The 21,840-nt window shown below is 70.2% G+C and carries 24 protein-coding genes; 6 read left to right on the forward strand and 18 right to left on the reverse strand.

Going from position 1 to position 21,840, the window contains the following annotated elements; all coding sequences use genetic code 11:
• Positions 1 to 153 precede the first annotated feature (153 nt).
• The 6 genes from F9278_RS09635 to F9278_RS09660 all read right to left on the reverse strand — a co-directional run bounded on the left by F9278_RS09635 (position 154) and on the right by F9278_RS09660 (position 4,198).
• Positions 154 to 378: a hypothetical protein gene (locus tag F9278_RS09635; protein WP_152167930.1), complete on the reverse strand. Its 225-nt coding sequence runs from the start codon at positions 376 to 378 to the stop codon at positions 154 to 156.
• A gap of 114 nt (positions 379 to 492) precedes the next feature.
• A complete protein-coding gene (gene dapD, locus F9278_RS09640; RefSeq protein WP_152167931.1) occupies positions 493 to 1,482 on the reverse strand; it encodes a 2,3,4,5-tetrahydropyridine-2,6-dicarboxylate N-succinyltransferase in 990 nt (329 codons plus the stop codon).
• Between the two features lie 154 nt (positions 1,483 to 1,636).
• Complete coding sequence (locus tag F9278_RS09645; protein WP_152167932.1) at positions 1,637 to 2,605, reverse strand: CU044_5270 family protein; 969 nt, start codon at positions 2,603 to 2,605, stop codon at positions 1,637 to 1,639.
• 1 nt (position 2,606) lies between these two features.
• A complete protein-coding gene (locus F9278_RS09650; protein ID WP_152167933.1) occupies positions 2,607 to 3,215 on the reverse strand; it encodes an RNA polymerase sigma factor in 609 nt (202 codons plus the stop codon).
• 120 nt (positions 3,216 to 3,335) lie between these two features.
• Positions 3,336 to 3,878 carry a TetR/AcrR family transcriptional regulator gene (locus F9278_RS09655; RefSeq protein WP_152167934.1) on the reverse strand — a complete coding sequence of 181 codons (543 nt, stop codon included), beginning with the start codon at positions 3,876 to 3,878 and terminating at the stop codon, positions 3,336 to 3,338.
• Positions 3,878 to 4,198 carry a DMT family transporter gene (locus F9278_RS09660; RefSeq protein WP_152167935.1) on the reverse strand — a complete coding sequence of 107 codons (321 nt, stop codon included), beginning with the start codon at positions 4,196 to 4,198 and terminating at the stop codon, positions 3,878 to 3,880. Before F9278_RS09660 ends, F9278_RS09655 begins: the two co-directional genes overlap by 1 nt.
• Positions 4,199 to 4,509: 311 nt before the next feature.
• On the opposite strand from F9278_RS09660, the gene F9278_RS09665 reads away from it, so the two are divergent.
• Positions 4,510 to 5,454, forward strand: coding sequence for an AbfB domain-containing protein (locus F9278_RS09665; RefSeq protein ID WP_226966684.1), 945 nt, complete (start codon positions 4,510 to 4,512; stop codon positions 5,452 to 5,454).
• A 79-nt stretch (positions 5,455 to 5,533) separates the two neighbouring features.
• On the opposite strand, the gene F9278_RS09670 is transcribed toward F9278_RS09665, so the two are convergent.
• The 8 genes from F9278_RS09670 to F9278_RS09705 form a co-directional block, all read right to left on the reverse strand.
• Positions 5,534 to 5,866 (reverse strand): metal-sulfur cluster assembly factor, encoded by a 333-nt coding sequence (locus F9278_RS09670; protein ID WP_005477879.1) that lies wholly within the window; start codon positions 5,864 to 5,866, stop codon positions 5,534 to 5,536.
• Positions 5,863 to 6,333, reverse strand: coding sequence for a Fe-S cluster assembly sulfur transfer protein SufU (sufU, locus tag F9278_RS09675; protein WP_152167936.1), 471 nt, complete (start codon positions 6,331 to 6,333; stop codon positions 5,863 to 5,865). The genes F9278_RS09670 and sufU overlap by 4 nt, the downstream gene beginning before the upstream one ends.
• An 18-nt stretch (positions 6,334 to 6,351) precedes the next feature.
• Positions 6,352 to 7,608, reverse strand: a complete 1,257-nt coding sequence (locus tag F9278_RS09680) for a cysteine desulfurase (RefSeq protein ID WP_152167937.1) — start codon at positions 7,606 to 7,608, stop codon at positions 6,352 to 6,354.
• Entirely contained in the window at positions 7,605 to 8,369 is a 765-nt protein-coding gene (sufC, locus tag F9278_RS09685) for a Fe-S cluster assembly ATPase SufC (RefSeq protein ID WP_152167938.1), read from the reverse strand. The genes F9278_RS09680 and sufC overlap by 4 nt, the downstream gene beginning before the upstream one ends.
• Positions 8,370 to 8,376: 7 nt before the next feature.
• Positions 8,377 to 8,694, reverse strand: coding sequence for a non-heme iron oxygenase ferredoxin subunit (locus tag F9278_RS09690; RefSeq protein WP_152167939.1), 318 nt, complete (start codon positions 8,692 to 8,694; stop codon positions 8,377 to 8,379).
• Positions 8,691 to 9,884 (reverse strand): Fe-S cluster assembly protein SufD, encoded by a 1,194-nt coding sequence (gene sufD / locus F9278_RS09695; protein ID WP_152167940.1) that lies wholly within the window; start codon positions 9,882 to 9,884, stop codon positions 8,691 to 8,693. Before sufD ends, F9278_RS09690 begins: the two co-directional genes overlap by 4 nt.
• An 84-nt stretch (positions 9,885 to 9,968) precedes the next feature.
• A complete protein-coding gene (sufB, locus tag F9278_RS09700; protein WP_152167941.1) occupies positions 9,969 to 11,393 on the reverse strand; it encodes a Fe-S cluster assembly protein SufB in 1,425 nt (474 codons plus the stop codon).
• Positions 11,390 to 12,124, reverse strand: a complete 735-nt coding sequence (locus F9278_RS09705) for a helix-turn-helix transcriptional regulator (RefSeq protein ID WP_152167942.1) — start codon at positions 12,122 to 12,124, stop codon at positions 11,390 to 11,392. Before F9278_RS09705 ends, sufB begins: the two co-directional genes overlap by 4 nt.
• Positions 12,125 to 12,285: 161 nt before the next feature.
• Here F9278_RS09705 and F9278_RS09710 point away from each other — a divergent pair, with 161 nt between their 5' ends.
• Genes F9278_RS09710 through F9278_RS09725 form a run of 4 tightly spaced genes read left to right on the forward strand, consistent with a single transcriptional unit; the run spans position 12,286 to position 15,925 of the window.
• Positions 12,286 to 13,119, forward strand: coding sequence for an aminoglycoside N(3)-acetyltransferase (locus F9278_RS09710; RefSeq protein WP_152167943.1), 834 nt, complete (start codon positions 12,286 to 12,288; stop codon positions 13,117 to 13,119).
• 10 nt (positions 13,120 to 13,129) lie between these two features.
• Positions 13,130 to 14,053 (forward strand): ABC transporter ATP-binding protein, encoded by a 924-nt coding sequence (locus tag F9278_RS09715; protein ID WP_152167944.1) that lies wholly within the window; start codon positions 13,130 to 13,132, stop codon positions 14,051 to 14,053.
• On the forward strand, positions 14,050 to 14,853 hold the full coding sequence (locus F9278_RS09720; RefSeq protein WP_152167945.1) for an ABC transporter permease: 804 nt from the start codon (positions 14,050 to 14,052) through the stop codon (positions 14,851 to 14,853). Before F9278_RS09715 ends, F9278_RS09720 begins: the two co-directional genes overlap by 4 nt.
• 58 nt (positions 14,854 to 14,911) lie before the next feature.
• Entirely contained in the window at positions 14,912 to 15,925 is a 1,014-nt protein-coding gene (locus F9278_RS09725) for a COX15/CtaA family protein (protein WP_152167946.1), read from the forward strand.
• A gap of 1 nt (position 15,926) precedes the next feature.
• On the opposite strand, the gene F9278_RS09730 is transcribed toward F9278_RS09725, so the two are convergent.
• The 4 genes from F9278_RS09730 to F9278_RS09745 all read right to left on the reverse strand — a co-directional run bounded on the left by F9278_RS09730 (position 15,927) and on the right by F9278_RS09745 (position 19,365).
• Positions 15,927 to 16,694 (reverse strand): nucleotidyltransferase, encoded by a 768-nt coding sequence (locus F9278_RS09730; RefSeq protein ID WP_152167947.1) that lies wholly within the window; start codon positions 16,692 to 16,694, stop codon positions 15,927 to 15,929.
• An 18-nt stretch (positions 16,695 to 16,712) separates the two neighbouring features.
• Positions 16,713 to 17,819 (reverse strand): amidohydrolase family protein, encoded by a 1,107-nt coding sequence (locus tag F9278_RS09735; protein WP_152167948.1) that lies wholly within the window; start codon positions 17,817 to 17,819, stop codon positions 16,713 to 16,715.
• Between the two features lie 57 nt (positions 17,820 to 17,876).
• Entirely contained in the window at positions 17,877 to 18,239 is a 363-nt protein-coding gene (locus F9278_RS09740) for a hypothetical protein (RefSeq protein WP_152167949.1), read from the reverse strand.
• A gap of 169 nt (positions 18,240 to 18,408) precedes the next feature.
• The gene (locus F9278_RS09745) at positions 18,409 to 19,365 is read right to left on the reverse strand and encodes a heme o synthase (protein ID WP_152167950.1); all 957 of its coding nucleotides are present in this window, start codon (positions 19,363 to 19,365) and stop codon (positions 18,409 to 18,411) included.
• A 375-nt stretch (positions 19,366 to 19,740) separates the two neighbouring features.
• Between F9278_RS09745 and tkt the strand changes: the two genes are divergently transcribed.
• A complete protein-coding gene (gene tkt, locus F9278_RS09755; RefSeq protein WP_152167951.1) occupies positions 19,741 to 21,828 on the forward strand; it encodes a transketolase in 2,088 nt (695 codons plus the stop codon).
• The last annotated feature ends 12 nt before the right edge of the window (positions 21,829 to 21,840 follow it).

A 21,840-nucleotide genomic window follows, 5' to 3' on the forward strand; every position in this document is an offset into this window, starting at 1 on the left:
TCTCCGGCGGGCCCCGTGTCCCGCCCCTGTGCCCCTTGTGACGCGCGGACCGGCCCACGGCTATGCCACCGCGTCGGAAAAGGTCCGGACAACGCTCGGGGCCCGCACGCGCGTGAAGCGCGTGCGGGCCCCGAGCCTGCCACCCGGTGGAGATCAGCCCCAGCGGTATCCGTCACCGAACAGCAGGGTGTGCTCCAGTACGTCCTCCATCGGGTCGTCGACCTGGCCGACGTTGATCAGCCCGATCCGGGGACCGTTGTGCGAGGCCCTGTTGGTCTCGTCGGCGTGCGCGGCTCCGGCCTGCATCCCGCACAGCAGCACCGTGGCCAGCCCTGCCATGACCACTCGTGCCACGGTCCTCGCCCGGTCGTTCCTCATCCCTCGGCCCCTCATCTCGTCGGCTCGGCTTCTGATCGGACCCTGTGTCCACCCGTTCATCTGCCTGGACCACACGAAGGTCACGAAGATCAACCCGTACGAGACGCCGCGAGGTCAGTTGTGGCTGTGCAGGACCTCGTTCAGGCCGCCCCAGACCGCGTTGTTCGGGCGGGCCTCGACCGTGCCGGTGACCGAGTTGCGGCGGAAGAGGATGTTGGAGGCGCCGGAGAGTTCGCGGGCCTTGACGACCTGGCCGTCGGGCATGGTGACCCGGGTGCCGGCGGTGACGTAGAGGCCGGCCTCGACGACGCACTCGTCGCCGAGCGCGATGCCGACGCCCGCCTCGGCGCCGATCAGGCAGCGCTCGCCGATGGAGATGATGACGTTGCCGCCGCCGGAGAGCGTGCCCATGGTGGAGGCGCCGCCGCCGATGTCCGAGCCGTCGCCGACGACGACACCGGCGGAGATCCGGCCCTCGACCATCGAGGTGCCGAGGGTGCCCGCGTTGAAGTTGACGAAGCCCTCGTGCATGACCGTGGTGCCCTCGGCGAGGTGCGCGCCGAGGCGGACCCGGTCGGCGTCGGCGATCCGGACGCCCTTGGGGGCCACGTAGTCCGTCATGCGCGGGAACTTGTCGAGGGAGGTCACCTGGAGGTGCAGGCCCTCGGCGCGGGCGTTGAGCCGCACCTTCTCGATGTCGTCGACGGCGACCGGGCCGAGCGAGGTCCAGGCGACGTTGGCGAGGAGGCCGAAGACGCCGTCCAGGCTCTGGCCGTGCGGCTTCACCAGACGGTGGGAGAGCAGGTGCAGGCGCAGATAGGCGTCGTGCGTGTCGATCGGCTTCTCGTCGAGCGAGGAGATGACCGTGCGGACCGCGACGACCTCGACGCCCCGGCGCGCGTCCTGACCGATCGCGGCGGTCGCGCCGCCGCCGAGCAGCTCCGCGGCCCGCTCGGCGGTCAGCCGCTCGGTGCCGGAGGGGCCCGGCTCGGCCTTGAGTTCGGGCGCGGGGAACCAGGTGTCGAGAACGGTGCCGTCGGTGGCGATCGTGGCGAGGCCGGCGGCCACGGCGCCGGTGGTACGAGGAGCAGTCGTGTCGGTCATGAGGGCAACCTAACCGCCCGGGACCGCTACGGGCCAACCCGCGCCACGGGCGTCTCAGGTGCCGGGCACGATACGGACATACGGTACGGAGGCCCGGCGCCGTGCGGCCCGGCCACCCCCGTGGGGCGGGCCGCACGTCATCAGGGACCTGGGGTCAGCCGCGCTCGCCCGCCGCGTCGACGACGGCGCTGGTGATGAGCGAGCTGCCGCCGATCACCTTGCCGCCCCGGATGTCCTGCGTACCGAGCACGTCGTACGTCTCCGGGTCGATCAGCCGGTACCGGTCGGGAGCCGTGCCCTCGCTCAACGCGATGACCCGGCGCCCCGTGCCGTCCTCGACCAGGTGGTCGGCCAGGGCGAGGTCGGGCAGGGTGGCCAGCGCCCGGTAGAGACCGGCCAAGCCCTTGGAGGGCTTGATGTCGGCGTCGAGGAGGGCGGAGATCTCGGCGTGGTCCTGCTCGACCTGGGTACTCCCCTTCTCCGCGGGGAGGGCGTCCTCCTCCCGGATCGCCTCCAGCGCGTCCTCGCCGTCGGACGGCAGGGTGGTCAGGAAGCGGTACAGCTCCCGCGGGGAACGGTTGTCGCCCTCGCCCTGGGCCCCCTGCCGCGTCTCCGTGGTGCGGAGCCTGAGGCTTCCGTCCTCCGTGGAACGCCACCCCTGGGCCGCGGCCCCGCCGTCGTAGCGCGTCCAGATCTCCTGCGAGACCGCCGTCACACCGGTGACCTGTACCTCCTCCTCGTCCGGTGCCTCCAGCGTCGACTTGCGGTAGATCCACTGATCGGCCCTCGGCTCCGGGACCGCCGGCTGCCCCTCCACCGCCTCCGCCGCCCGCTCCAGCAACTCGGCCGGGGTCATCCCCTTCAGGTCCGCGCCCGTCAGCGCCGCCGGCTTCCCGTTCGGCGACGGGCCGTCCAACCCCTCCAGCAGGGACGCCGTCACCGCCACCGTGGTCACCGCCGCCACCACCCCCGCGAGCACGAACTCCCGCCGCGCCCACCTCCGTCGGCGCCGCTCACCGGCCCACGCCGCGTCCAGCAGCCGTGCGCGGCCGGGAGCGAGGCGAGCCCGGTCGGGGGCCGATGCCCCGGAACGCAACTGCCGTACCTCGGTCAACTCGTCCATGTCAGACCACCTCCGCGGTGCCGCCGACGAACGCCGGGTCGGCGCCCAGCCTTGTCCGTACCTTCCGCCGCGCGCGGTTGAGCCGCGAGCGGACCGTTCCCACCGGGATGTCCAGGGCCTGGGCGACCTCCTGATAGCTGAGGTCGGCCCAGGCGACGAGCAGCAGCACATGCCGGTCCCCCGCCGGGAGCGCCGCGAGCGCCCCGGCGAGCGGCCCCTGCGCGGCCACCCGGCTGTCGGTCCGCTCGACCCAGGTCTGGCTCCAGGACGCGGCGACCGGATCGTGTCCGGTGCGGGCCAGCGCCCTGAGGGCCCGGACCTCCGTACGGCGGTGCTTGCCGATGAGGTTGCCGGCGATGCCGTACAGCCAGGGGCGGGCGTTGGGGTGGGCCCGGTCGTAGCGGGCCCGGATGCGGAAGGCCGTGAGGAAGGTGTCCGCGGTGAGGTCGTCGGCCAGGGCGTCGCCGAGCCGCCGGGCCACGTACCGGTGGATGTCCGGGGCGTAGCGGTCGTAGAGCCGTGCGAACAGCTCGGGCTGTTCCAGCGACTGGGCGACGGTCTCGGCGTCGTCCTCGATCCGCGCCTGCGTCTGTGGCGGTGGTCCACTCACCAGGTTCTCCCCCTGTTCGTCACAAGCCCGCCTTCTGCTTCGCCGTGTTCCTGTCACCTCCTGTTGTCCGACCGGCGGTGGAAGGTTCACGGTTCACGCGAAGTCGTCGGGGCGGGCGCCTCAGGGAATCACCCGGGCCAGCACCTCCCGTGCGTACTCCTCGTCGTAGGGCGCGCCCGTCAGCAGCACCTGGAGGCAGATGCCGTCGATCAGCGCGACCAGCGCCCGTGCGGTCACCGGGTCGGTGCGGCGGGCGAGGCAGTCGGCGAAGGCCCGTCCCCACTCGTCGGCGACGGGCCGCAGCGCGGGCCTGCGCAGTGCGGCGAGATACAGCTCGTACTCGACCTCCAGGCCCGTCCGGTCGCCCGCGAACCACTGGCCGCCCAGCGCGGCCAGTTCGGCGGCGAGGTCGGTGCCGGGGTCCGTGTCCGGGTCCCCGAGGGCGTCGGCGAACGTCTTCGCGAAGCCCTCGTCGGCCTGCCGCAGCGTGGCCACCAACAGCTCGTCGAGGGTCTTGAAGTGGTACGTCGTCGAGCCGAGCGGGACGTCCGCCTCGGCGGCCACGCTGCGGTGGCTCAGCCCGGCGATGCCCTTGTCCCCCACGACCCGGATCGCGGCGTCGATGATCCGCTGTCGCCGCTCGGGGTCATAGCGCCGGGCCATCAGTGGGCGCCTCCCAGGTTCAGCACCACGACTCCCGCGATGATCAGCACGATTCCGGCGACCTTGGGGACGCTCAGCCCCTCCCCGAAGAGCATCAGACCGAGCACGGCGACAGTCGCGGTGCCGGCACCGGACCAGATCGCGTACGCCGTGCCGATGGACATGGACTTCAACGCCTGGGCGAGCAGGACGAAGGAGACGAGGTACCCCACACCGGTGACCACTGTCGGCCACAGCTTGCTGAAGCCCTCGCTGTACTTCATGGCGGTGGTGGCGGCCACTTCGGCGGCTATGGCGCCGGCGAGCAACAGATATCCCATGTGTACGAGCGTACACATGGTGCGTACGGGTGTACACATTCCCCACGTGAGGCACATCGTGTGTACAGGCCTGGATATGGGCCGAATTGAGCCTCGACGACCGCCAAGAGGCCCCTCTTTCGGGGCCGTTCTGTTATGGAAGCGCTCACTGAAAGGGCCCCCCGGGCGTCACTCGGTCCACTACTGTTTCAACGGTCAAGCTCCCGAATGTGATGATCTTGAAAATCTCGCGTTCCGGGTCGCGTCTGGCTCCTCCCTGTCGACCCCATGACGATTCGCGTCCGCATCTGGCGACGCTGAAGGAACCGCGCATGCCGCCACAAAAGCCCGGACCTGATCCGGACCAGAACACGCCCAACCTTCCGGTGCTCAGATCCGCGAAGGTGTGGGAGACGGGTGTCGCCCCGGACGACACCCGGATACCGGGCACCCGCCGCCTCTGGCTGGCCGGTGCCCTCGCCCTCGCCGTGGTCTCCTCCTGCGTGACCGCGATCACCTTGCAGGGCTCGGGACCTGATGACTCGTCGGACCGGAACGGCACCACCACCGCCGCCGACGACCGGGTCCTCCCCTCCCTCTCCCTGCCGCCCAATTCGCCTCCGGCGACCTCGGCACCGGACGGCAAGAGCGGTCTGTCGGAGCCCCAGGGCGCCGAGGGCGGCTCGAAGGGCGACGGGGGCAAGAGCGAGGACAAGGGCAAGGACAAGAGCGAGGACTCCGACGGCTCCAAGGACTCCGACTCGTCCGACGACAAGCAGCAGGGCGGCTCCAAGCCGACCGCCGAGCCGTCGAAGACGACGTCGCCCACCAGGAAGCCGCCTTCCACCTCGACCACGCGCAAGTCCGTACGGTCCGTCAACTACCCGGACCGCTACTGGCATCTGCGCAACGGCGTGATCCAGCTGGACCAGGTGAGCTCGCGCAGCGGCAGCGAGACCAAGGAGGGCTCCTCCTTCAAGGTGGTCTCCGGCCTCGCCAACTCCTCCTGCTACTCGTTCCGCATGACGGACGGCCGATACGTACGCCACCAGAACTTCGTACTCCGCGTGTCGGGCAACGACGGCTCCCGCCTCTTCAAGCAGGACGCCACCTTCTGCCCCCGCTCGGGCTACTCGGGCTCGGTCATGCTGGAGTCGGTGAACTACCCCGGCCACTACGTCCGCCACCGCAACTTCCAGCTCCGCCTGGAACGCGCCGAACACAGCGGCTCCTTCTACTCGGACGCCACGTTCAACCTGGTGAAGGGCTTCTCCTGACCGGAGCCACCACCGAGCGCGGATGACATGAGTGTGGCCCCCGGCGGATCGCCGGGGGCCACACTCATGTCATCGGTGCTCAGACGTTGAAGCCGAGCGCCCGAAGCTGCTCGCGGCCGTCGTCGGTGATCTTGTCGGGGCCCCACGGGGGCATCCAGACCCAGTTGATACGGAGTTCGTTGACGATGCCGTCCGTGGCGGACTTCGCCTGGTCCTCGATGACGTCCGTCAGCGGGCAGGCCGCGGAGGTCAGGGTCATGTCGATCGTCGCGATGTTCGCGTCGTCGATGTGAATGCCGTAGATCAGGCCCAGGTTGACGACATCGATGCCCAACTCGGGGTCCACGACGTCGTACAGGGCCTCGCGGACCTCCTCCTCGGAGGCCGGCTTCATCTCCAGGGTCTCGCTCATGCCGTCTTCCTTTCGACGTCGGCGTCGGCGCCCAGCGCCTGGGCCGTCGCGTCCTTCCACGCCATCCAGCTGAGGAGGGCGCACTTGACCCGGGCGGGGTACTTGGAGACACCGGCGAACGCGACCGCGTCCTCCAGCACCTCCTCCATCGCGTCGTCCGGCTCGATCTTCCCCTTGGACTGCATCAGCTCCAGGAAGGTCTCCTGGATCTTCCGCGCGTCCGCGAGGTCCTTGCCGACGAGGAGGTCGTTCAGTACGGAGGCCGAGGCCTGGCTGATCGAGCAGCCCTGGCCCTCGTACGAGACGTCCTCGATGGTGGTGCCGTCGTACCTCACTCGCAGGGTGATCTCGTCGCCGCACGTCGGGTTCACGTGGTGCACCTCGGCGTCGCCATCCCGCAAGCCCCGCCCGTGCGGGTGCTTGTAGTGGTCCAGGATGACTTCCTGGTACATCGAGTCCAGCTTCACGGTCTCAGCTCACGCCCTTCAGCCGAAGAAGTTCCGTACGTGCTCCAGGCCGTCGACCAGTGCGTCGATCTCGGCCGGCGTGGAGTACAGATAGAACGACGCCCTGGTGGTCGCGGGAATTCCGTAGCGCAGGCAGACGGGACGGGCGCAGTGGTGGCCGACCCGGACCGCGATGCCCTGCTCGTCGAGGACCTGGCCCACGTCGTGCGGGTGGATGTCGCCGAGAGTGAAGGAGATCGCCGCGCCCCGGTCCTCGGCCGTGGCCGGGCCGATGATCCTCAGGTCGGGGACCTCCGTGAGCCGCTTCACCGCGTACTCGGTGATCGCGTGCTCATGGGCGAGGATCTTGTCCATGCCGATGGCGTTCAGATAGTCGATCGCCGCGCCCAGACCGACCGCCTGCGCGATCGGCGGGGTGCCCGCCTCGAACTTGTGCGGGGCGGGCGCGTAGGTCGACGAGTGCATCGACACGGTCTCGATCATCTCGCCGCCGCCGAGGAACGGCGGCAGGTCCTCCAGCAGCTCCTGGCGGCCCCAGAGGACGCCGATGCCCGTCGGACCGCACATCTTGTGGCCGGTGAAGGCCACGAAGTCGGCCTGGAGGGCCTGTACGTCCAGCGGCATGTGCGGCGCGGCCTGCGAGGCGTCGATGCAGACCAGGGCGCCCACCTCCTGCGCCCGGCGCACTATCGCCTCGACCGGGTTGACCGTGCCGAGGATGTTGGACACCAGCACGAAGGAGACGATCTTCGTCTTCTCCGTGATGATCTCGTCGATGTTGGAGAGGTCGAGCCGGCCGTCGTCGGTCAGCCCGAACCACTTCAGCTTCGCGCCCGTGCGCTGCGAGAGCAGCTGCCACGGCACGATGTTGGAGTGGTGCTCCATCTCCGTGATGACGATCTCGGTCTCGGAGTCCACCCGGTAGGGCTCGTCCGCCCAGCCGAGCATGTTCGCCACGAGGTTCAGCGACTCGGAGGCGTTCTTGGTGAAGATCACCTCGTCGCGGCTGGGCGCGTTGATGAACGACGCGACCTTGTCGCGCGCACCCTCGTACAGCGCCGTGGCCTCCTCGGCGAGCACATGCACACCGCGGTGGACGTTGGCGTTGTAGCGCTCGTAGTACTCGCTCAGGGCGTCCAGCACCTGGCGCGGCTTCTGCGAGGTCGCCGCGTTGTCCAGGTACACGAGCTTCTTACCGTCGTGGACCTGGCGGTCCAGGATGGGGAAGTCCTTGCGGATCGCCTCGGTGTCGAGGAGGCCCGGCAGCTGTGTCACGCGGATGCGCCACCCTTCACGTACTTGTCGTAGCCCTCGGCCTCGAGCTGGTCGGCGAGCTCCGGGCCGCCGGACTCGGCGATACGGCCGTTCGCGAACACATGCACGTGGTCGGGCTTGATGTAGCGCAGGATGCGCGTGTAGTGCGTGATCAGCAGGGTGCCGACCTCGCCCGACTCGCGGACGCGGTTCACGCCCTCCGACACGATGCGCAGCGCGTCGACGTCCAGACCGGAGTCCGTCTCGTCGAGGATCGCGATCTTCGGCTTGAGCAGCTCCAGCTGAAGGATCTCGTGGCGCTTCTTCTCACCGCCGGAGAAGCCCTCGTTGACGTTCCGCTCGGCGAAGGCGGGGTCCATGTTGAGGCGCTGCATGGCCTCCTTGACCTCCTTGACCCACAGCCGGAGCTTGGGGGCCTCGCCGCGGATGGCGGTGGCGGAGGTGCGCAGGAAGTTGGAGACGGAGACACCCGGGATCTCGACCGGGTACTGCATCGCCAGGAACAGGCCCGCGCGGGCGCGCTCGTCGACGGACATCTCCAGGACGTCCTCGCCGTCGAGGGTGACGGTGCCGCCGGTGATCGTGTACTTCGGGTGGCCCGCGAGCGAGTAGGCGAGGGTCGACTTGCCGGAGCCGTTGGGGCCCATGATGGCGTGCGTCTCGCCCTGCTTCACGGTGAGGTCGACGCCCTTGAGGATCTCCTTCGTGGCGTTGTCGGCCTCGACGGTGACGTGCAGGTCGTGGATTTCAAGCGTTGCCATGGGTTCCTCAGGACTCCTGGGTGAGGGAGACGAGTACGTCGTCCCCTTCGATCTTTACGGGGTATACGGGGACGGGGCGCGTCGCGGGAAGGCCGGACGGCTTGCCGGTTCTGAGGTCGAACGCGGAGCCGTGCAGCCAGCACTCGATCTGGCAGTCCTCCACCTCGCCCTCGGAGAGCGAGACGTTCGCGTGCGAGCAGATGTCGTGGATGGCGAACACCTCGCCCTCGGTCTGCACGACCGAGACCGGCGTGCCGTCGAGTTCCACCCGCTTGGGGGTGTCCTCCTCCAGCTCGCTCAGCCCACAGGCGCGTACGAAGGTCATCGACCCGATCCAGTCACAGTCTCCAGCTCCTCGTCGATCTTCACGAGAAGGCGTTCCTGGATGTCGTCCACACCGATCTGCTGGACCAGTTCGGCGAAGAAGCCGCGGACGACGAGACGGCGGGCCTCGTCGGCCGGGATGCCGCGGGCCATCAGGTAGAAGAGCTGCTCGTCGTCGAAGCGGCCGGTCGCGGAGGCGTGGCCGGCGCCGACGATCTCACCGGTCTCGATCTCCAGGTTCGGCACCGAGTCGACCCGGGCGCCGTCCGTGAGGACCAGGTTCCGGTTCATCTCGTAGGTGTCGGTGCCCTCGGCCTTGGCCTCGATCAGCACATCGCCGATCCACACGGCGTGGGCGCCCTCGCCCTGGAGCGCGCCCTTGTAGACGACGTTCGACTTGCAGTGCGGGACGTTGTGGTCGACCAGGAGTCGGTGCTCCTGGTGCTGGCCGGCGTCCGTGAAGTACAGCCCGAACAGCTCGGCCTCGCCGCCGGTGCCGGCGTAGGTCACGCGCGGGTGGAGGCGTACGACGTCGCCGCCGAAGGTGACGACGACCGACTTGAAGCTCGCGTCCCGGCCGATGAGGGCGTTGTGCTGGGCCACGTGCACGGCCTTGTCGTCCCAGTCCTGGACGGAGACGACGGTCAGCTTGGCGCCGTCACCGAGGAGGTAGTCGACGTTCGCGGCGAGGACGGCGTCACCGGTGTGGTCGATGACGACGACGGCCTCGGCGAAGGGGCCCAGCTCGATCACCTGGTGGGCGAAGGCGGTGGCGCCCTCGCCGTGCACGGCGATCCGGATGGGCTCGGTGAGGACCGTCTCCTTGGGGACGGTGATCACTCCGGCCTTCTCGAACGCCGAGTACGCCTGGGCCGCGACGCGGTCCACGGGGGCGCCGGCCCGGCGAAGGCGGGCGTCGTCGCGGCCGACGGCCTCGACGGTGACGCCCTCGGGGGCCCGCACATCGACCTTCAGGCCGTCACCGGTCGCGACGGCGGTGCCGTCGTGCAGTCCGCGCAGCCGCTCCAGCGGGGTGAACCGCCACTCCTCCTCGCGGCCGTGCGGGACCGGGAAGTCCGCCACGTCGAAGGACGGGGGCGCGCTCATGCGCGTGGCGACGGTCGACTCGGCGGCCACCGCGATCTGGCCGGCGGTCGTGCTGCCCACCGGGATGTTCTGAGCCTCAGCCATGGCTGTCGGTCTGCTCTCTTTCCTGCGTCGTTGAGATCCTCGGCCCGCCCATGAGGCGGGCCGTTGCCGGGAGGCGGGCCGGCTTTAGCCGACCGCGCCTTCCATCTGCAGCTCGATCAGCCGGTTGAGCTCCAGCGCGTACTCCATGGGCAGCTCCTTCGCGATCGGCTCGACGAAGCCGCGCACGATCATCGCCATCGCCTCGAACTCGGTCATGCCGCGGCTCATCAGGTAGAAGAGCTGGTCGTCACTGACCTTGGAGACGGTGGCCTCGTGGCCCATGGACACATCGTCCTCACGGACGTCGACGTACGGGTACGTGTCCGAGCGGGAGATGGTGTCGACGAGCAGCGCGTCGCACAGGACGTTCGACTTGGAGCCGGGCGCGCCCTCGCCGATCTCGACGAGACCGCGGTAGGACGTACGGCCGCCACCACGCGCCACGGACTTCGACACGATGTTGGAGGAGGTGTTCGGCGCCATGTGGACCATCTTGGAGCCGGCGTCCTGGTGCTGGCCCTCGCCCGCGAAGGCGATGGAGAGGGTCTCGCCCTTGGCGTGCTCGCCCATCAGGTAGACGGCCGGGTACTTCATGGTGACCTTGGAGCCGATGTTGCCGTCGATCCACTCCATGGTCGCGCCCTCGTACGCCACGGCGCGCTTGGTGACCAGGTTGTAGACGTTGTTCGACCAGTTCTGGATGGTCGTGTAGCGGCAGCGGGCGCCCTTCTTCACGATGATCTCGACGACCGCGGAGTGCAGGGAGTCCGACTTGTAGATCGGGGCCGTGCAGCCCTCGACGTAGTGGACGTAGGCGTCCTCGTCGACGATGATCAGCGTCCGCTCGAACTGGCCCATGTTCTCCGTGTTGATCCGGAAGTAGGCCTGGAGCGGGATCTCGACGTGCACGCCCTTCGGCACGTAGATGAAGGAGCCGCCGGACCACACCGCGGTGTTCAGCGACGCGAACTTGTTGTCGCCGACCGGGATGACCGTGCCGAAGTACTCCTTGAAGAGCTCCGGGTGCTCCTTGAGGGCGGTGTCGGTGTCGAGGAAGATGACGCCCTGCTCCTCCAGGTCCTCACGGATCTGGTGGTAGACGACCTCGGACTCGTACTGGGCCGCGACACCGGCGACGAGGCGCTGCTTCTCCGCCTCGGGGATGCCGAGCTTGTCGTAGGTGTTCTTGATGTCCTCCGGCAGTTCCTCCCAGGAAGCGGCCTGCTTCTCGGTGGAACGCACGAAGTACTTGATGTTGTCGAAGTCGATGCCCGACAGGTCCGAGCCCCAGTTCGGCATGGGCTTCTTCTCGAACAGGCGCAGGCCCTTGAGACGGAGCTTGGTCATCCACTCCGGCTCGCTCTTCTTCGCGGAGATGTCGCGGACGACGTCCTCGTTGATACCGCGCTTGGCAGAGGCACCGGCCACGTCGGAGTCGGCCCAGCCGTACTCGTAGTTGCCCAGGCCCTCGAGCTCGGGGTGGGCGGTCTCCTCAATGGGGAGCGTCATGCGGGGTTCCTCCCGGCGGTGCTTGCTGATGCGGTGTCGTGGGCTTGCTTGGAAATTCTGGGGATGAACGTCGTGCAGACGCCGTCGCCGTGGGCGATGGTGGCCAGCCGCTGGACGTGCGTACCGAGCAGTTCGGCGAAGAGCTCGGTCTCGGCCTCGCAGAGCTGTGGGAACCGCTCGGCCACATGGGCCACCGGGCAGTGGTGCTGGCAGAGCTGCTCACCCTGGTGGGGGTGGGGGGCACTGCGTGCCGTAGCAGCGTACCCGTCGGCGCTCAAGGCCTTGGCCAGGGCTTCGGTCTTCTCTTCGGGCGCGGCGGCCTCGACGGCCTCGCGGTAGGCACGGGCCTCGGCGGCGATCCGGGCGCGGGCGAAGGCGGTGACGGCCTGCTCCCCGCCCTCCCGGTCCGCGATCCAGCTGAGGGCGTCCACGGCCAGCTTGTCGTACGACTGGTCGAAGGCGTCCCGTCCGCAGTCCGTCAGGGCGAACACCTTGGCCGGGCGCCCGCGGGTCCGCGCGCCGTAGACGCGCTGCTCACGGGGTTGCACGACGTCGTCGCCGACGAGCGCGTCGAGGTGCCGGCGCACGGCCGCCTGGGTGAGTCCGAGGCGGCCGGCGAGGTCGGCCACGGTCGACGGACCGTGGGACAGGATGGACCGCGCGACCCGGTTGCGTGTCGACCGCTCCCCGGTCGCGAGTTCCTCCTGCGGAGCCTCGCCAACGTTTTTCACAACGCCATTGTTGCGTAATTCCTCAGACAGGGGCAAGCCGCGTCCGGACGGGTGAGCGGTGCCGTGCATCACTTAGGTAAACCTAAGCTGACCTGCGGAAACGATCACTGATCGATCAAACCGGTGGCGCCCCGAAGATCACTCCGGAAGACTCCCACACCATGCCGACAACCCCTCCCACCGGCCCACTTGTCACTCTCGCCGACCTCACGGCGGACCTGCGCGCCGCCGGTGTCGAGCCCGGCGAGACCCTGCTCGCGCACTCCTCGCTCAGCGCGCTCGGCTGGGTCTGCGGAGGCGCCGTCACAGTCGTGAGAGCACTGCTCGACGCGCTCGGTCCGGACGGCACCCTCGTCGTCCCCAGCCAGTCCGGCGACCTCTCCGACCCCGCGCTCTGGGCGCATCCGCCGGTGCCCGAGGAGTGGTGGGAGCCCGTCCGCGCCGCCATGCCCGCCTACGACCCCGCGATCACCCCCACCCGCGGGGTCGGTGTGATCCCGGAGACCGTGCGGACCTGGCCCGGCGCGCTGCGCAGCGCGCACCCGCAGACGTCCTTCGCGGCGATCGGCCCGGCCGCGGCGGCGCTCCTCGCGGACCACGCCCCCGACTGCCGTCTCGGCGAGCGCAGCCCCCTGGCCCGGCTGGAGCAGGCGGGCGCCCGGGTGCTGCTGCTGGGCGCGGGCTACGACACCTGCACCAGCTTCCATCTGGCCGAGTACCGGATACCCGCGCCCCTGGTCGAGGTCGGCCGGCCGGGCCCGGACGGCTGGGAGGTGGTGACCGAGGTGTCGATCGACTCGGACCGGTTCGACGAACTGGGGCACGACTTCGAGCGGGACCGGGGCATCGTCCCGGCCAGGGTGGGCGCGGCGGACGTACGTCTGTTCCCGGTGGCCGACGCGGTGGCGTACGCCGAGCGCTGGCTCCCGTTGCACCGTCCCCGTGAGGAGGAGATCTCCGGACCCGCCCGTCTCGGCACCCGGCCGCGTACCTAGACTCGGGCGCATGCGAAGCGACCCCGTGGTCCAGGTCCGGTCCCTGGTGAAGCGATACGGCGGCAAGACCGCGGTGGACGGCCTGGACCTGGTGGCCGGGGCGGGTGTCACCGCCGTACTCGGCCCGAACGGCGCGGGCAAGACGACCACGATCGAGACCTGCGAGGGCTATCGGAAGCCGGACTCCGGTTCGGTGTCCGTGCTCGGATTCGACCCGGTCCGCGAGGCGGCGGCCCTGCGCCCCCGGGTCGGCGTGATGCTCCAGTCCGGCGGCGTCTACTCCGGCGCCCGCGCCGACGAGATGCTGCGGCACGTGGCCGGGCTGCACGCCCATCCCCTCGACGTGGACGCGCTGACAGAACGCCTGGGCCTCGGGAGTTGCGGCCGTACGACCTACCGGCGGCTCTCCGGCGGCCAGCAGCAGCGGCTCGCCCTCGCGATGGCCGTGGTCGGCCGCCCCGAGCTGGTCTTCCTCGACGAGCCGACCGCCGGCCTCGACCCGCAGGCCCGCCGGGCCACCTGGGAGCTGGTCCGCGACCTGCGCGGGGACGGTGTCTCGGTCATCCTCACCACCCATCACATGGACGAGGCCGAGCAGCTCGCGGACGATGTCGCGATCATCGACGCCGGCAAGGTCATCGCCCAGGGCACGCCCGAGGAGCTGTGCCGGGGCGGCGCCGAGAACACCCTGCGCTTCACCGGCCGCCCGGCCCTCGACGTCGCCTCCCTGCTGAAGGCGCTCCCGGCGGACTCCACCGCCGCCGAACTGACGCCCGGCGCGTACCGGGTGACCGGCAAGATCGACCCGCAGCTCCTCGCGACCGTCACCTCCTGGTGCGCCCAGCACGGGGTGATGCCGGACCGGATCTCGGTGGAACGGCACACCCTCGAAGACGTGTTCCTCGAACTGACGGGCAAGGAGCTGCGTTCATGAGCGCGAGCACGAGTACGGGCACCGGCACGGACGCGAACACCGGCGCCTACGCGCCGAGGCCGGGGGCCGCCCCGCTCCCCCGCATGATCGCGGCGCAGGCGGTCCTGGAGACGAGGATGCTGCTGCGCAACGGCGAGCAGCTGCTGCTGACGGTCGTCATCCCGACCCTGCTGCTGGTCCTCTTCGGCTCGGTGGACATCGTCGACACGGGCGAGGGGACGGCCGTGGACTTCCTGACCCCCGGCGTCCTCGCACTGGCCGTGATGTCGACGGCGTTCACCGGCCAGGCCATCGCCACCGGTTTCGAGCGCCGCTACGGCGTGCTGAAGCGGCTGGCGGTCTCGCCGCTGCCCCGCTGGGGCCTGATGACCGCGAAGACACTGTCCGTGCTGGTCACGGAGATCCTCCAGGTCGCCCTGCTCACCGTGATCGCCTTCGCGATGGGCTGGGACCCGCACGGGAACCCGCTGGCCGTACTGCTCCTCCTCGTCCTCGGCACGGCCGCGTTCTCGGGGCTCGGGCTGCTGATGGCGGGCACGCTCAAGGCGGAGGCGACGCTCGCGGCGGCCAATCTGGTGTTCCTGCTGCTGCTCGTGGGCGGCGGCGTCGTCGTCCCGCTGGACAGGTTCCCGGACGCGGCGCAGAGCGTGCTCGGGCTGCTGCCGATCTCGGCGCTGTCGGACGGACTGCGGGACGTCCTCCGGCACGGCGCCGGCATGCCGTGGGCCGACCTCGGGATCCTCGCCGTGTGGGCGGTGCTGGGGCTGGGCGCGGCGGCGCGGTTCTTCCGCTGGGAGTAGGGCGGCCCGGAGGCACAGGGCGACCCCTCGTGAATGCGTGCACAAGCGGCGGCCTACGATGGTGCGCGTGCCGAAACCGACCCGCGACGACCTCGTCTCCGCTGTGCGCAACCCGCTCGCCTTCATCGCCGCCCGCTGGACCCCGGACCCGCGAACGGTCCGGCGCGCGGCTCTCGCCGCGCTCGTCATGGCGGTGGTCATCGTGGTGACCGGTGGTGCCGTACGGCTCACCGGGTCGGGCCTCGGCTGCCCGACCTGGCCCAAGTGCACCGACGACTCGCTGACGGCGACCCGGGCGATGGGTGTGCACGGTGCCATCGAGTTCGGCAACCGCATGCTGACGTACGTGCTGTGCGCGGCGGTCGGCTGGGCCATCGTCGCCGCGCGCTCCCAGAAGCCGTACCGGCGCGCCCTGACCCGGCTGGGCTGGACGCAGTTCTGGGTGGTCATGAGCAACGCGGTGCTCGGCGGCATCGTGGTCCTCGTGGGCCTGAACCCGTACACGGTGGCCGCGCACTTCATGCTCTCCACCGCGCTGATCGCGGTCGCCGCCGTGATGTGGCACCGCACCGGCGAGGGCGACACGGCGCCGCGTCCGCTGGTCGGCAAGGCGGTGCGGCAGCTGGTGTGGGTGCTGGTGGGCGTCACCCTGCTGCTGATCGCGGTGGGCACGGTCGTCACGGGCGCCGGTCCGCACGCCGGTGACTCCAGCGAGGTCGAGCGCATCCCGCTGAACTGGGAGAACGTCACCAAGCTGCACGCGGTCCTGGCCTGGATCGTGGTGACGCTGACCTTCGCCCTGTGGTTCGTCCTGAAGGCGGTCGACGCCCCACGCGACCCCCTGAACCGCACCCGCGACCTGTTCCTGGTCCTCCTCGCACAGGGTGTCATCGGCTACGTCCAGTACTTCACCGACCTCCCCGAGGTTCTGGTCGGCGCCCATATGTTCGGTTCCTGCCTGGTGTGGATCGCCACCCTGCGGGTGCTGCTGTCCCTGCGGGAGCGACCGGCCGACGAGGTCGACGTCCCCACCCCTACGGCGGCGGAGACACCGGTCGCCGCAAACGGCTGAGTCAGCCGTGGACCGCAACCAGGTCGTCGATCGCCGGGCCGAGGAACAGCCGGGTCAGCTCGCCCCGGTACGGCACTTCCTCGGCCCGTTCGCCGTAGCGGCGTCGGCGGATGTCCTCGACGACCTCGGTGGGGGCGCCCAGGGTGGGTAGCAGGTCCAGGGCCTCACTCTTGGAGATCAGGCGGCCGTCGCGCAGGGTGGCGGTGGCGCGGGCGAAGGTCAGCAGTCCGAGGTCGACCCAGACGTCCCGGTCCCACAGGTGGGCCCGGTCGACCACCGGGCGCCAGAACTCCCTCTGGTCGCGGACGACGAAGGCGTCCAGCTCGATGTCGGAGACCGGCGGCAGCAGCGCCTTCGGCGGTTCGCCGTGCAGGACCAGGCCGAAGGTGTGCAGTTCGCGCCGGGTGACCGGGGTGACCGTCCGCCGGAAGAGCCGCCCGTGCGCCCAGGTCAGATGCCCGCGCTCGGCGTCGGCCGCCGTGCCGGGCGTCAGATAGGTGCAGTGCAGGAGGGGTGCGAGCGGCTCGTGGCGCAGCCGGGCGTGCAGCCGGCCCGCGCGCCAGACGGTGCGGGTGGTGACCGGGCCGTCCAGGACGGCGATCAGATCCAGGTCGCTGCGGCCCTCCTGGTAGTCGCCCCCGCCCAGGGAACCGTGGGCCCAGACGGCGAGCGGGGCGAGTGCCCCCAGTTCGTCGAGGAAGCGTCCGACCAGGGCCTCGGTGGCGGCGCCCGCGTCGGGTAAGGGGGCGGTCGCGTCGCTGCGTGTCATGCGGCCAGTCTCTCCGGCTCACCCCAGCCCGTACACCCGCCGCGCGTTCCCCGCCGCGATCAGCCCCGCCACGCGCTGGGCGTCCGTCAGGGACCAGGCGCCCTCCGCCACCCAGGTGCCCAGCACCCGGGCCAGCGCCTCGCGGAACAGCCGGGCCCCGACGACGTGCAGCTCGGGCAGGCCGTGGGCGCCGCTGGAGAAGAGGAGCTTGCCGAAGGGGGCGAGTTCGAGGACCTCGGCGAGTACGGCGGTGGCGCGGGCGCCGGTGCGGACGAGTTCGGCGCCCAGGTCGGCGTAGACATGCGGGAAGACACCGGCGAGGTGGGCCGCGTGGCGGTGGTACGGGTAGCCGTGCAGCAGCACCAGATCGGTGCCGAGGCCCGCCGTGGAGCGGGCGAAGTCGGTGAGCAGGACGGGGTCGGTGGCGTCGATGCGCAGCCCGGGTTCGCCGAGGCCGGCGTGGAGTTGGAGCGGGCGCCCGGAGGCGACGGCGATCCACAGCAGATGGCGCAGCAGGACCGGGTCGGTGAGCGCCCCGCCGACCGGCCGGTGCGCGAGCCAGCGCCCCACCGCGCCCCGCACCTCCCCCGGACCGGGCGGCTCCGGCGCGAACGCCAGTCCGTGCCGTACGCCCGCGACCGAGGTGAAGGCGACGGCGTTCTCGGCGGCGGCGTGCATGGACTCGGCGAGATTGGCCAGGAACGACTCGACCGTGCCGGAGGTGTCGGCGACCTGTTCGGCGAGGAGTTCGAGGCGGACGATCTCATGGGCGTCCGCGTCCCCGGTGGAGGCCATCTCACGCGGTCCGGTGAGGTCACCCGGCAGTCCCGTGTCGACGAGATAGGTGGTGATGCCGCTGCCCCGGAGAAGTCTGCGGCCCGATTCCAGGACGCCCAGTTCGCGGCGGCGGGCGAGATAGCGGGCCGGTGGGCAGTGCGGTTCCAGGCCCAGCAGGGGCGGGCACCAGCGGCGTACGGCGAAGCCCGTCTGGGTGTCGAAGAAGGTGGTGCCGGGCGCGGGCGGGCCCTCGCTGCGGGCGAGGTGGGCCTCGAAGGTGCCGAGGCCCAGCTCCGTGCGCAGTACGCCGTGGCAGTACTGGTCCACGAGGGACGGCGTCTCGATCATCGGGCTCCCCGGGGCTGGACCTGTGAACTCCCACAGGTCCTAACGGGTGAGCCGGGCTCAGGTGTTGCTGTTGCTCGGGCCGCCGACCTGGATTCCGGCCATCCGCGACCACTCGTACGGGCCGGTCGTGACCTTGGCGGCGAACTCGCCGTCGAAGTCCTCGTGGACGGTGACGCCGGCCTTGGCCACGGCCGCCTCGGCGATCGCGTACGACGGGGCGACCAGGTCGCCCCAGCCGCCGTCCTCGCCGACCAGGACGATGCGGGCGCCCTGTTCGCCGATGTAGGCGACCTGGGCCTCGGCGCCGCGGTGCGCCTTCGCGAAGGCGCCGATCTGCTTGGCGAGCCGGGTCGCTCGGCGCTCGGCCTTCGCGGCGGCCTTGGTTGCCTTGGCCTCGTCTGCCTGCTTGGTGTCTGCCATGGGCAGGATGCTACCGATGGGTAGAGCGGGCGGCGATGGTGGGGTTTGTGGGCTTGGCCACTCGCCGTCGCGCGTTGTGGTGAGTGGGTGCGTTCGGGCCCGTCGTGGTTGCTCGCGCCCACGCGGCGGAGCCGCACATCGATACAGCCCCGCGTCCCTCAAGGCGCGCTCAGCGCAGGAAGGGGTCCACCGCCACCGCCACGAAGAGCAGCGAGACGTACGTGATCGACCAGTGGAACAGGCGCATTTCCTTGAGCTTGCCGCCCGTCGCGCCGTTCTTCGCGCGGGTCTGGAGGGCGTGGGCCTCCCAGAGCCACCAGCCGCCGGTGACCAGGGCGACCGAGGTGTAGAACCAGCCCGTGTAGCCGAGGGGGGTCAGCATCAGGGAGACGGCGACCATCACCCAGCTGTAGAGGACGATCTGCCGGGCGACCACCTTGTTGGAGGCGACCACCGGGAGCATCGGGACGCCGACGCGGGCGTAGTCCTCCTTCACCTTCATGGACAGGGGCCAGTAGTGCGGCGGGGTCCAGAAGAAGATGACGAGGAAGAGGATGACCGCGGCCCACGACATCGAGTTCGTGACGGCGGACCAGCCGATGAGGACCGGCATACAGCCGGCGATACCGCCCCAGACGATGTTCTGGGACGTACGCCGTTTGAGGATCATCGTGTAGACGACGACGTAGAAGAGGAGCGCCCCGAGCGACAGCCAGGCGGACAGCCAGTTGACGAGGACGCCGAACCAGGCGGTGGAGATCACGGCGAGGGCGAGGCCGAAGACCAGGCCCTCACGCGGGGTGACCATCCCGGTGACCAGCGGACGCTGCGACGTGCGCTCCATGAGCGCGTCGATGTCCCGGTCGATGTACATGTTGAGCGCGTTGGCGCCGCCGGCGGAGAGATAACCGCCGACGCAGGTGGCGAGCACCAGCCAGAGGTCCGGAACACCCTGTTCCGCCAGGAACATCACCGGCACGGTGGTGATCAGCAGCAGTTCGATGATCCGTGGCTTCGTCAGCGCCACGAAGGCCTTGACCCGGGCCCCGATCGGCCGCTGACCCCGGCTGCTGCTCGTGCTGCTCGCGCCAAGCACTCCCGGTGGACGGGATTCGACGGCCGTCACGCACACCCCTGACAGAGACTCCTCAGCAAGCCTCCGGTTGTGAACTCCCCGTAACGGCTCGCGCGTACCACGCCACTGTAGACGTTGCCCAGAGCCAGCCTTTCAAGGGGGTGGGGTCGTGTTGGCGGGCGCCCCGGGACGAGCCGAACACACTTCGGTTGAGCAGTCGGACGAGCGGCTCCGTATTCAGATGTCGAACAGCGGAACCCTCAGGTCTCACCATGCGGAATGCCGGGTCGGGAGGCGGACCGGACATAGTCCCGGCAGTCTGGAATGACTCGAAAAAACGCGCGTTCCTACGGGGGTAGGCTCGACAACGGCCGGTGCCGTGAAGAACACCGGCACGAGACATGTGGAGAGGAGCCCTGACCCAGGGTGAGCACCAAGCCGACCACTACAGACCTCGCGTGGACCGAATTGGACCAGCGCGCCGTCGACACCGCCCGAGTCCTGGCAGCCGACGCCGTACAGAAGGTCGGCAACGGCCATCCGGGTACGGCGATGAGCCTCGCGCCCGCCGCGTACACCCTCTTCCAGAAGGTGATGCGCCACGACCCCGCCGACCCCGACTGGGTGGGCCGTGACAGGTTCGTCCTGTCCGCCGGCCACTCCTCCTTGACCCTCTACATCCAGCTGTACCTGGGCGGTTTCGGCCTGGAGCTGGCGGACCTCGAGTCCTTCCGCACCTGGGGTTCGAAGACCCCGGGGCACCCCGAGTACGGGCACACCAAGGCCGTCGAGACGACGACCGGGCCGCTCGGCCAGGGTGTCGCCAACGCCGTGGGCATGGCGATGGCCGCGCGGTACGAGCGCGGTCTGTTCGACCCGGAGGCCGCGGTCGGCGAGTCGCCGTTCGACCACCACATCTTCGTGATCGCCGGTGACGGCTGCCTCCAGGAGGGCATCTCCGCCGAGGCGTCCTCGCTGGCCGGTCACCAGAAGCTCGGCAACCTGGTCCTGCTGTGGGACGACAACCACATCTCGATCGAGGGCGACACCGAGACGGCCGTCTCCGAGGACACCGCGAAGCGGTACGAGGCGTACGGCTGGCACGTGCAACGCGTCCAGCCGAAGGAGAACGGCGACCTCGACCCGGCCGCGCTGTTCGAGGCGATCGAGGCGGCGAAGGCCGTCACCGACCGGCCGTCGTTCATCGCGATGCGTTCGATCATCGCCTGGCCCGCCCCGAACGCGCAGAACACCGAGGCCGCGCACGGCTCGGCGCTCGGCGCGGACGAGGTCGCCGCCACCAAGCGGGTCCTCGGCTTCGACCCGGAGAAGAACTTCGAGGTCTCCGACGAGGTCATCGCGCACACGCGCGCCCTCGGCGAGCGTGGGCTCGAAGCCCGTGCCGTCTGGGAGAAGCGGTTCCAGGAGTGGCGCGACGGCGACGCCGAGCGGGCCGCCGAGTTCGACCGGATCAGCGCGGGCGAGCTGCCCGAGGGCTGGGAGTCGCACCTGCCGGAGTTCGAGACGGGCAAGGGTGTCGCGACGCGCGCCGCGTCCGGCAAGATCCTCCAGGCGCTCGGCGCGGTCGTGCCCGAGCTGTGGGGCGGCTCCGCCGACCTCGCCGGTTCGAACAACACGACGATCGACAAGACGTCGTCGTTCCTCCCGGCGGACAACCCGCTGCCGGAGGCGAACCCCTACGGCCGCACGATCCACTTCGGTATCCGTGAGCACGCCATGGCCGCGGAGATGAACGGCATCGCGCTGCACGGCAACACCCGTGTCTTCGGCGGCACGTTCCTCGTGTTCTCCGACTACATGCGCAACGCGGTGCGCCTGTCCGCGCTGATGCACCTGCCGGTGACGTACGTGTGGACGCACGACTCCATCGGTCTCGGCGAGGACGGTCCGACGCACCAGCCGGTCGAGCACCTGGCCGCGCTGCGGGCGATCCCGGGTCTGAACGTGGTCCGCCCGGCCGACGCCAACGAGACGGCGATCGCCTGGCGCGAGATCCTCAAGCGCTACACCAAGGAGTTCGGCAAGGGCGCCCCGCACGGCCTCGCGCTGACCCGTCAGGGTGTGCCGACGTACGAGGCCAACGAGGAGGCCGCCAAGGGCGGTTACGTGCTCTTCGAGGCGGACGGCGGTGACGCTCAGGTGATCCTGATCGCCACCGGGTCCGAGGTGCATGTCGCCGTCGACGCGCGCGAGCAGTTGCAGGCGCAGGGCGTGCCCACGCGGGTGGTGTCCATGCCGTCCGTGGAGTGGTTCGAGGAGCAGGACCAGGGGTACCGGGACAGCGTTCTGCCGCCGTCCGTCAAGGCGCGTGTCGCGGTCGAGGCCGGGATCGGGCTCACCTGGCACAAGTACGTCGGGGACGCCGGTCGCATCGTTTCGCTGGAGCACTTCGGCGCTTCGGCCGACGGCAAGGTCCTCTTCCGCGAGTTCGGCTTCACCGCCGAGAACGTGGCCGCGGTCGCGCAGGAATCCCTGGCCGCCGCTCAGCGCTGACGCTCACGGACG

It is taken from the genome of Streptomyces phaeolivaceus (genome assembly GCF_009184865.1).
Classification (GTDB): domain Bacteria; phylum Actinomycetota; class Actinomycetes; order Streptomycetales; family Streptomycetaceae; genus Streptomyces; species Streptomyces phaeolivaceus.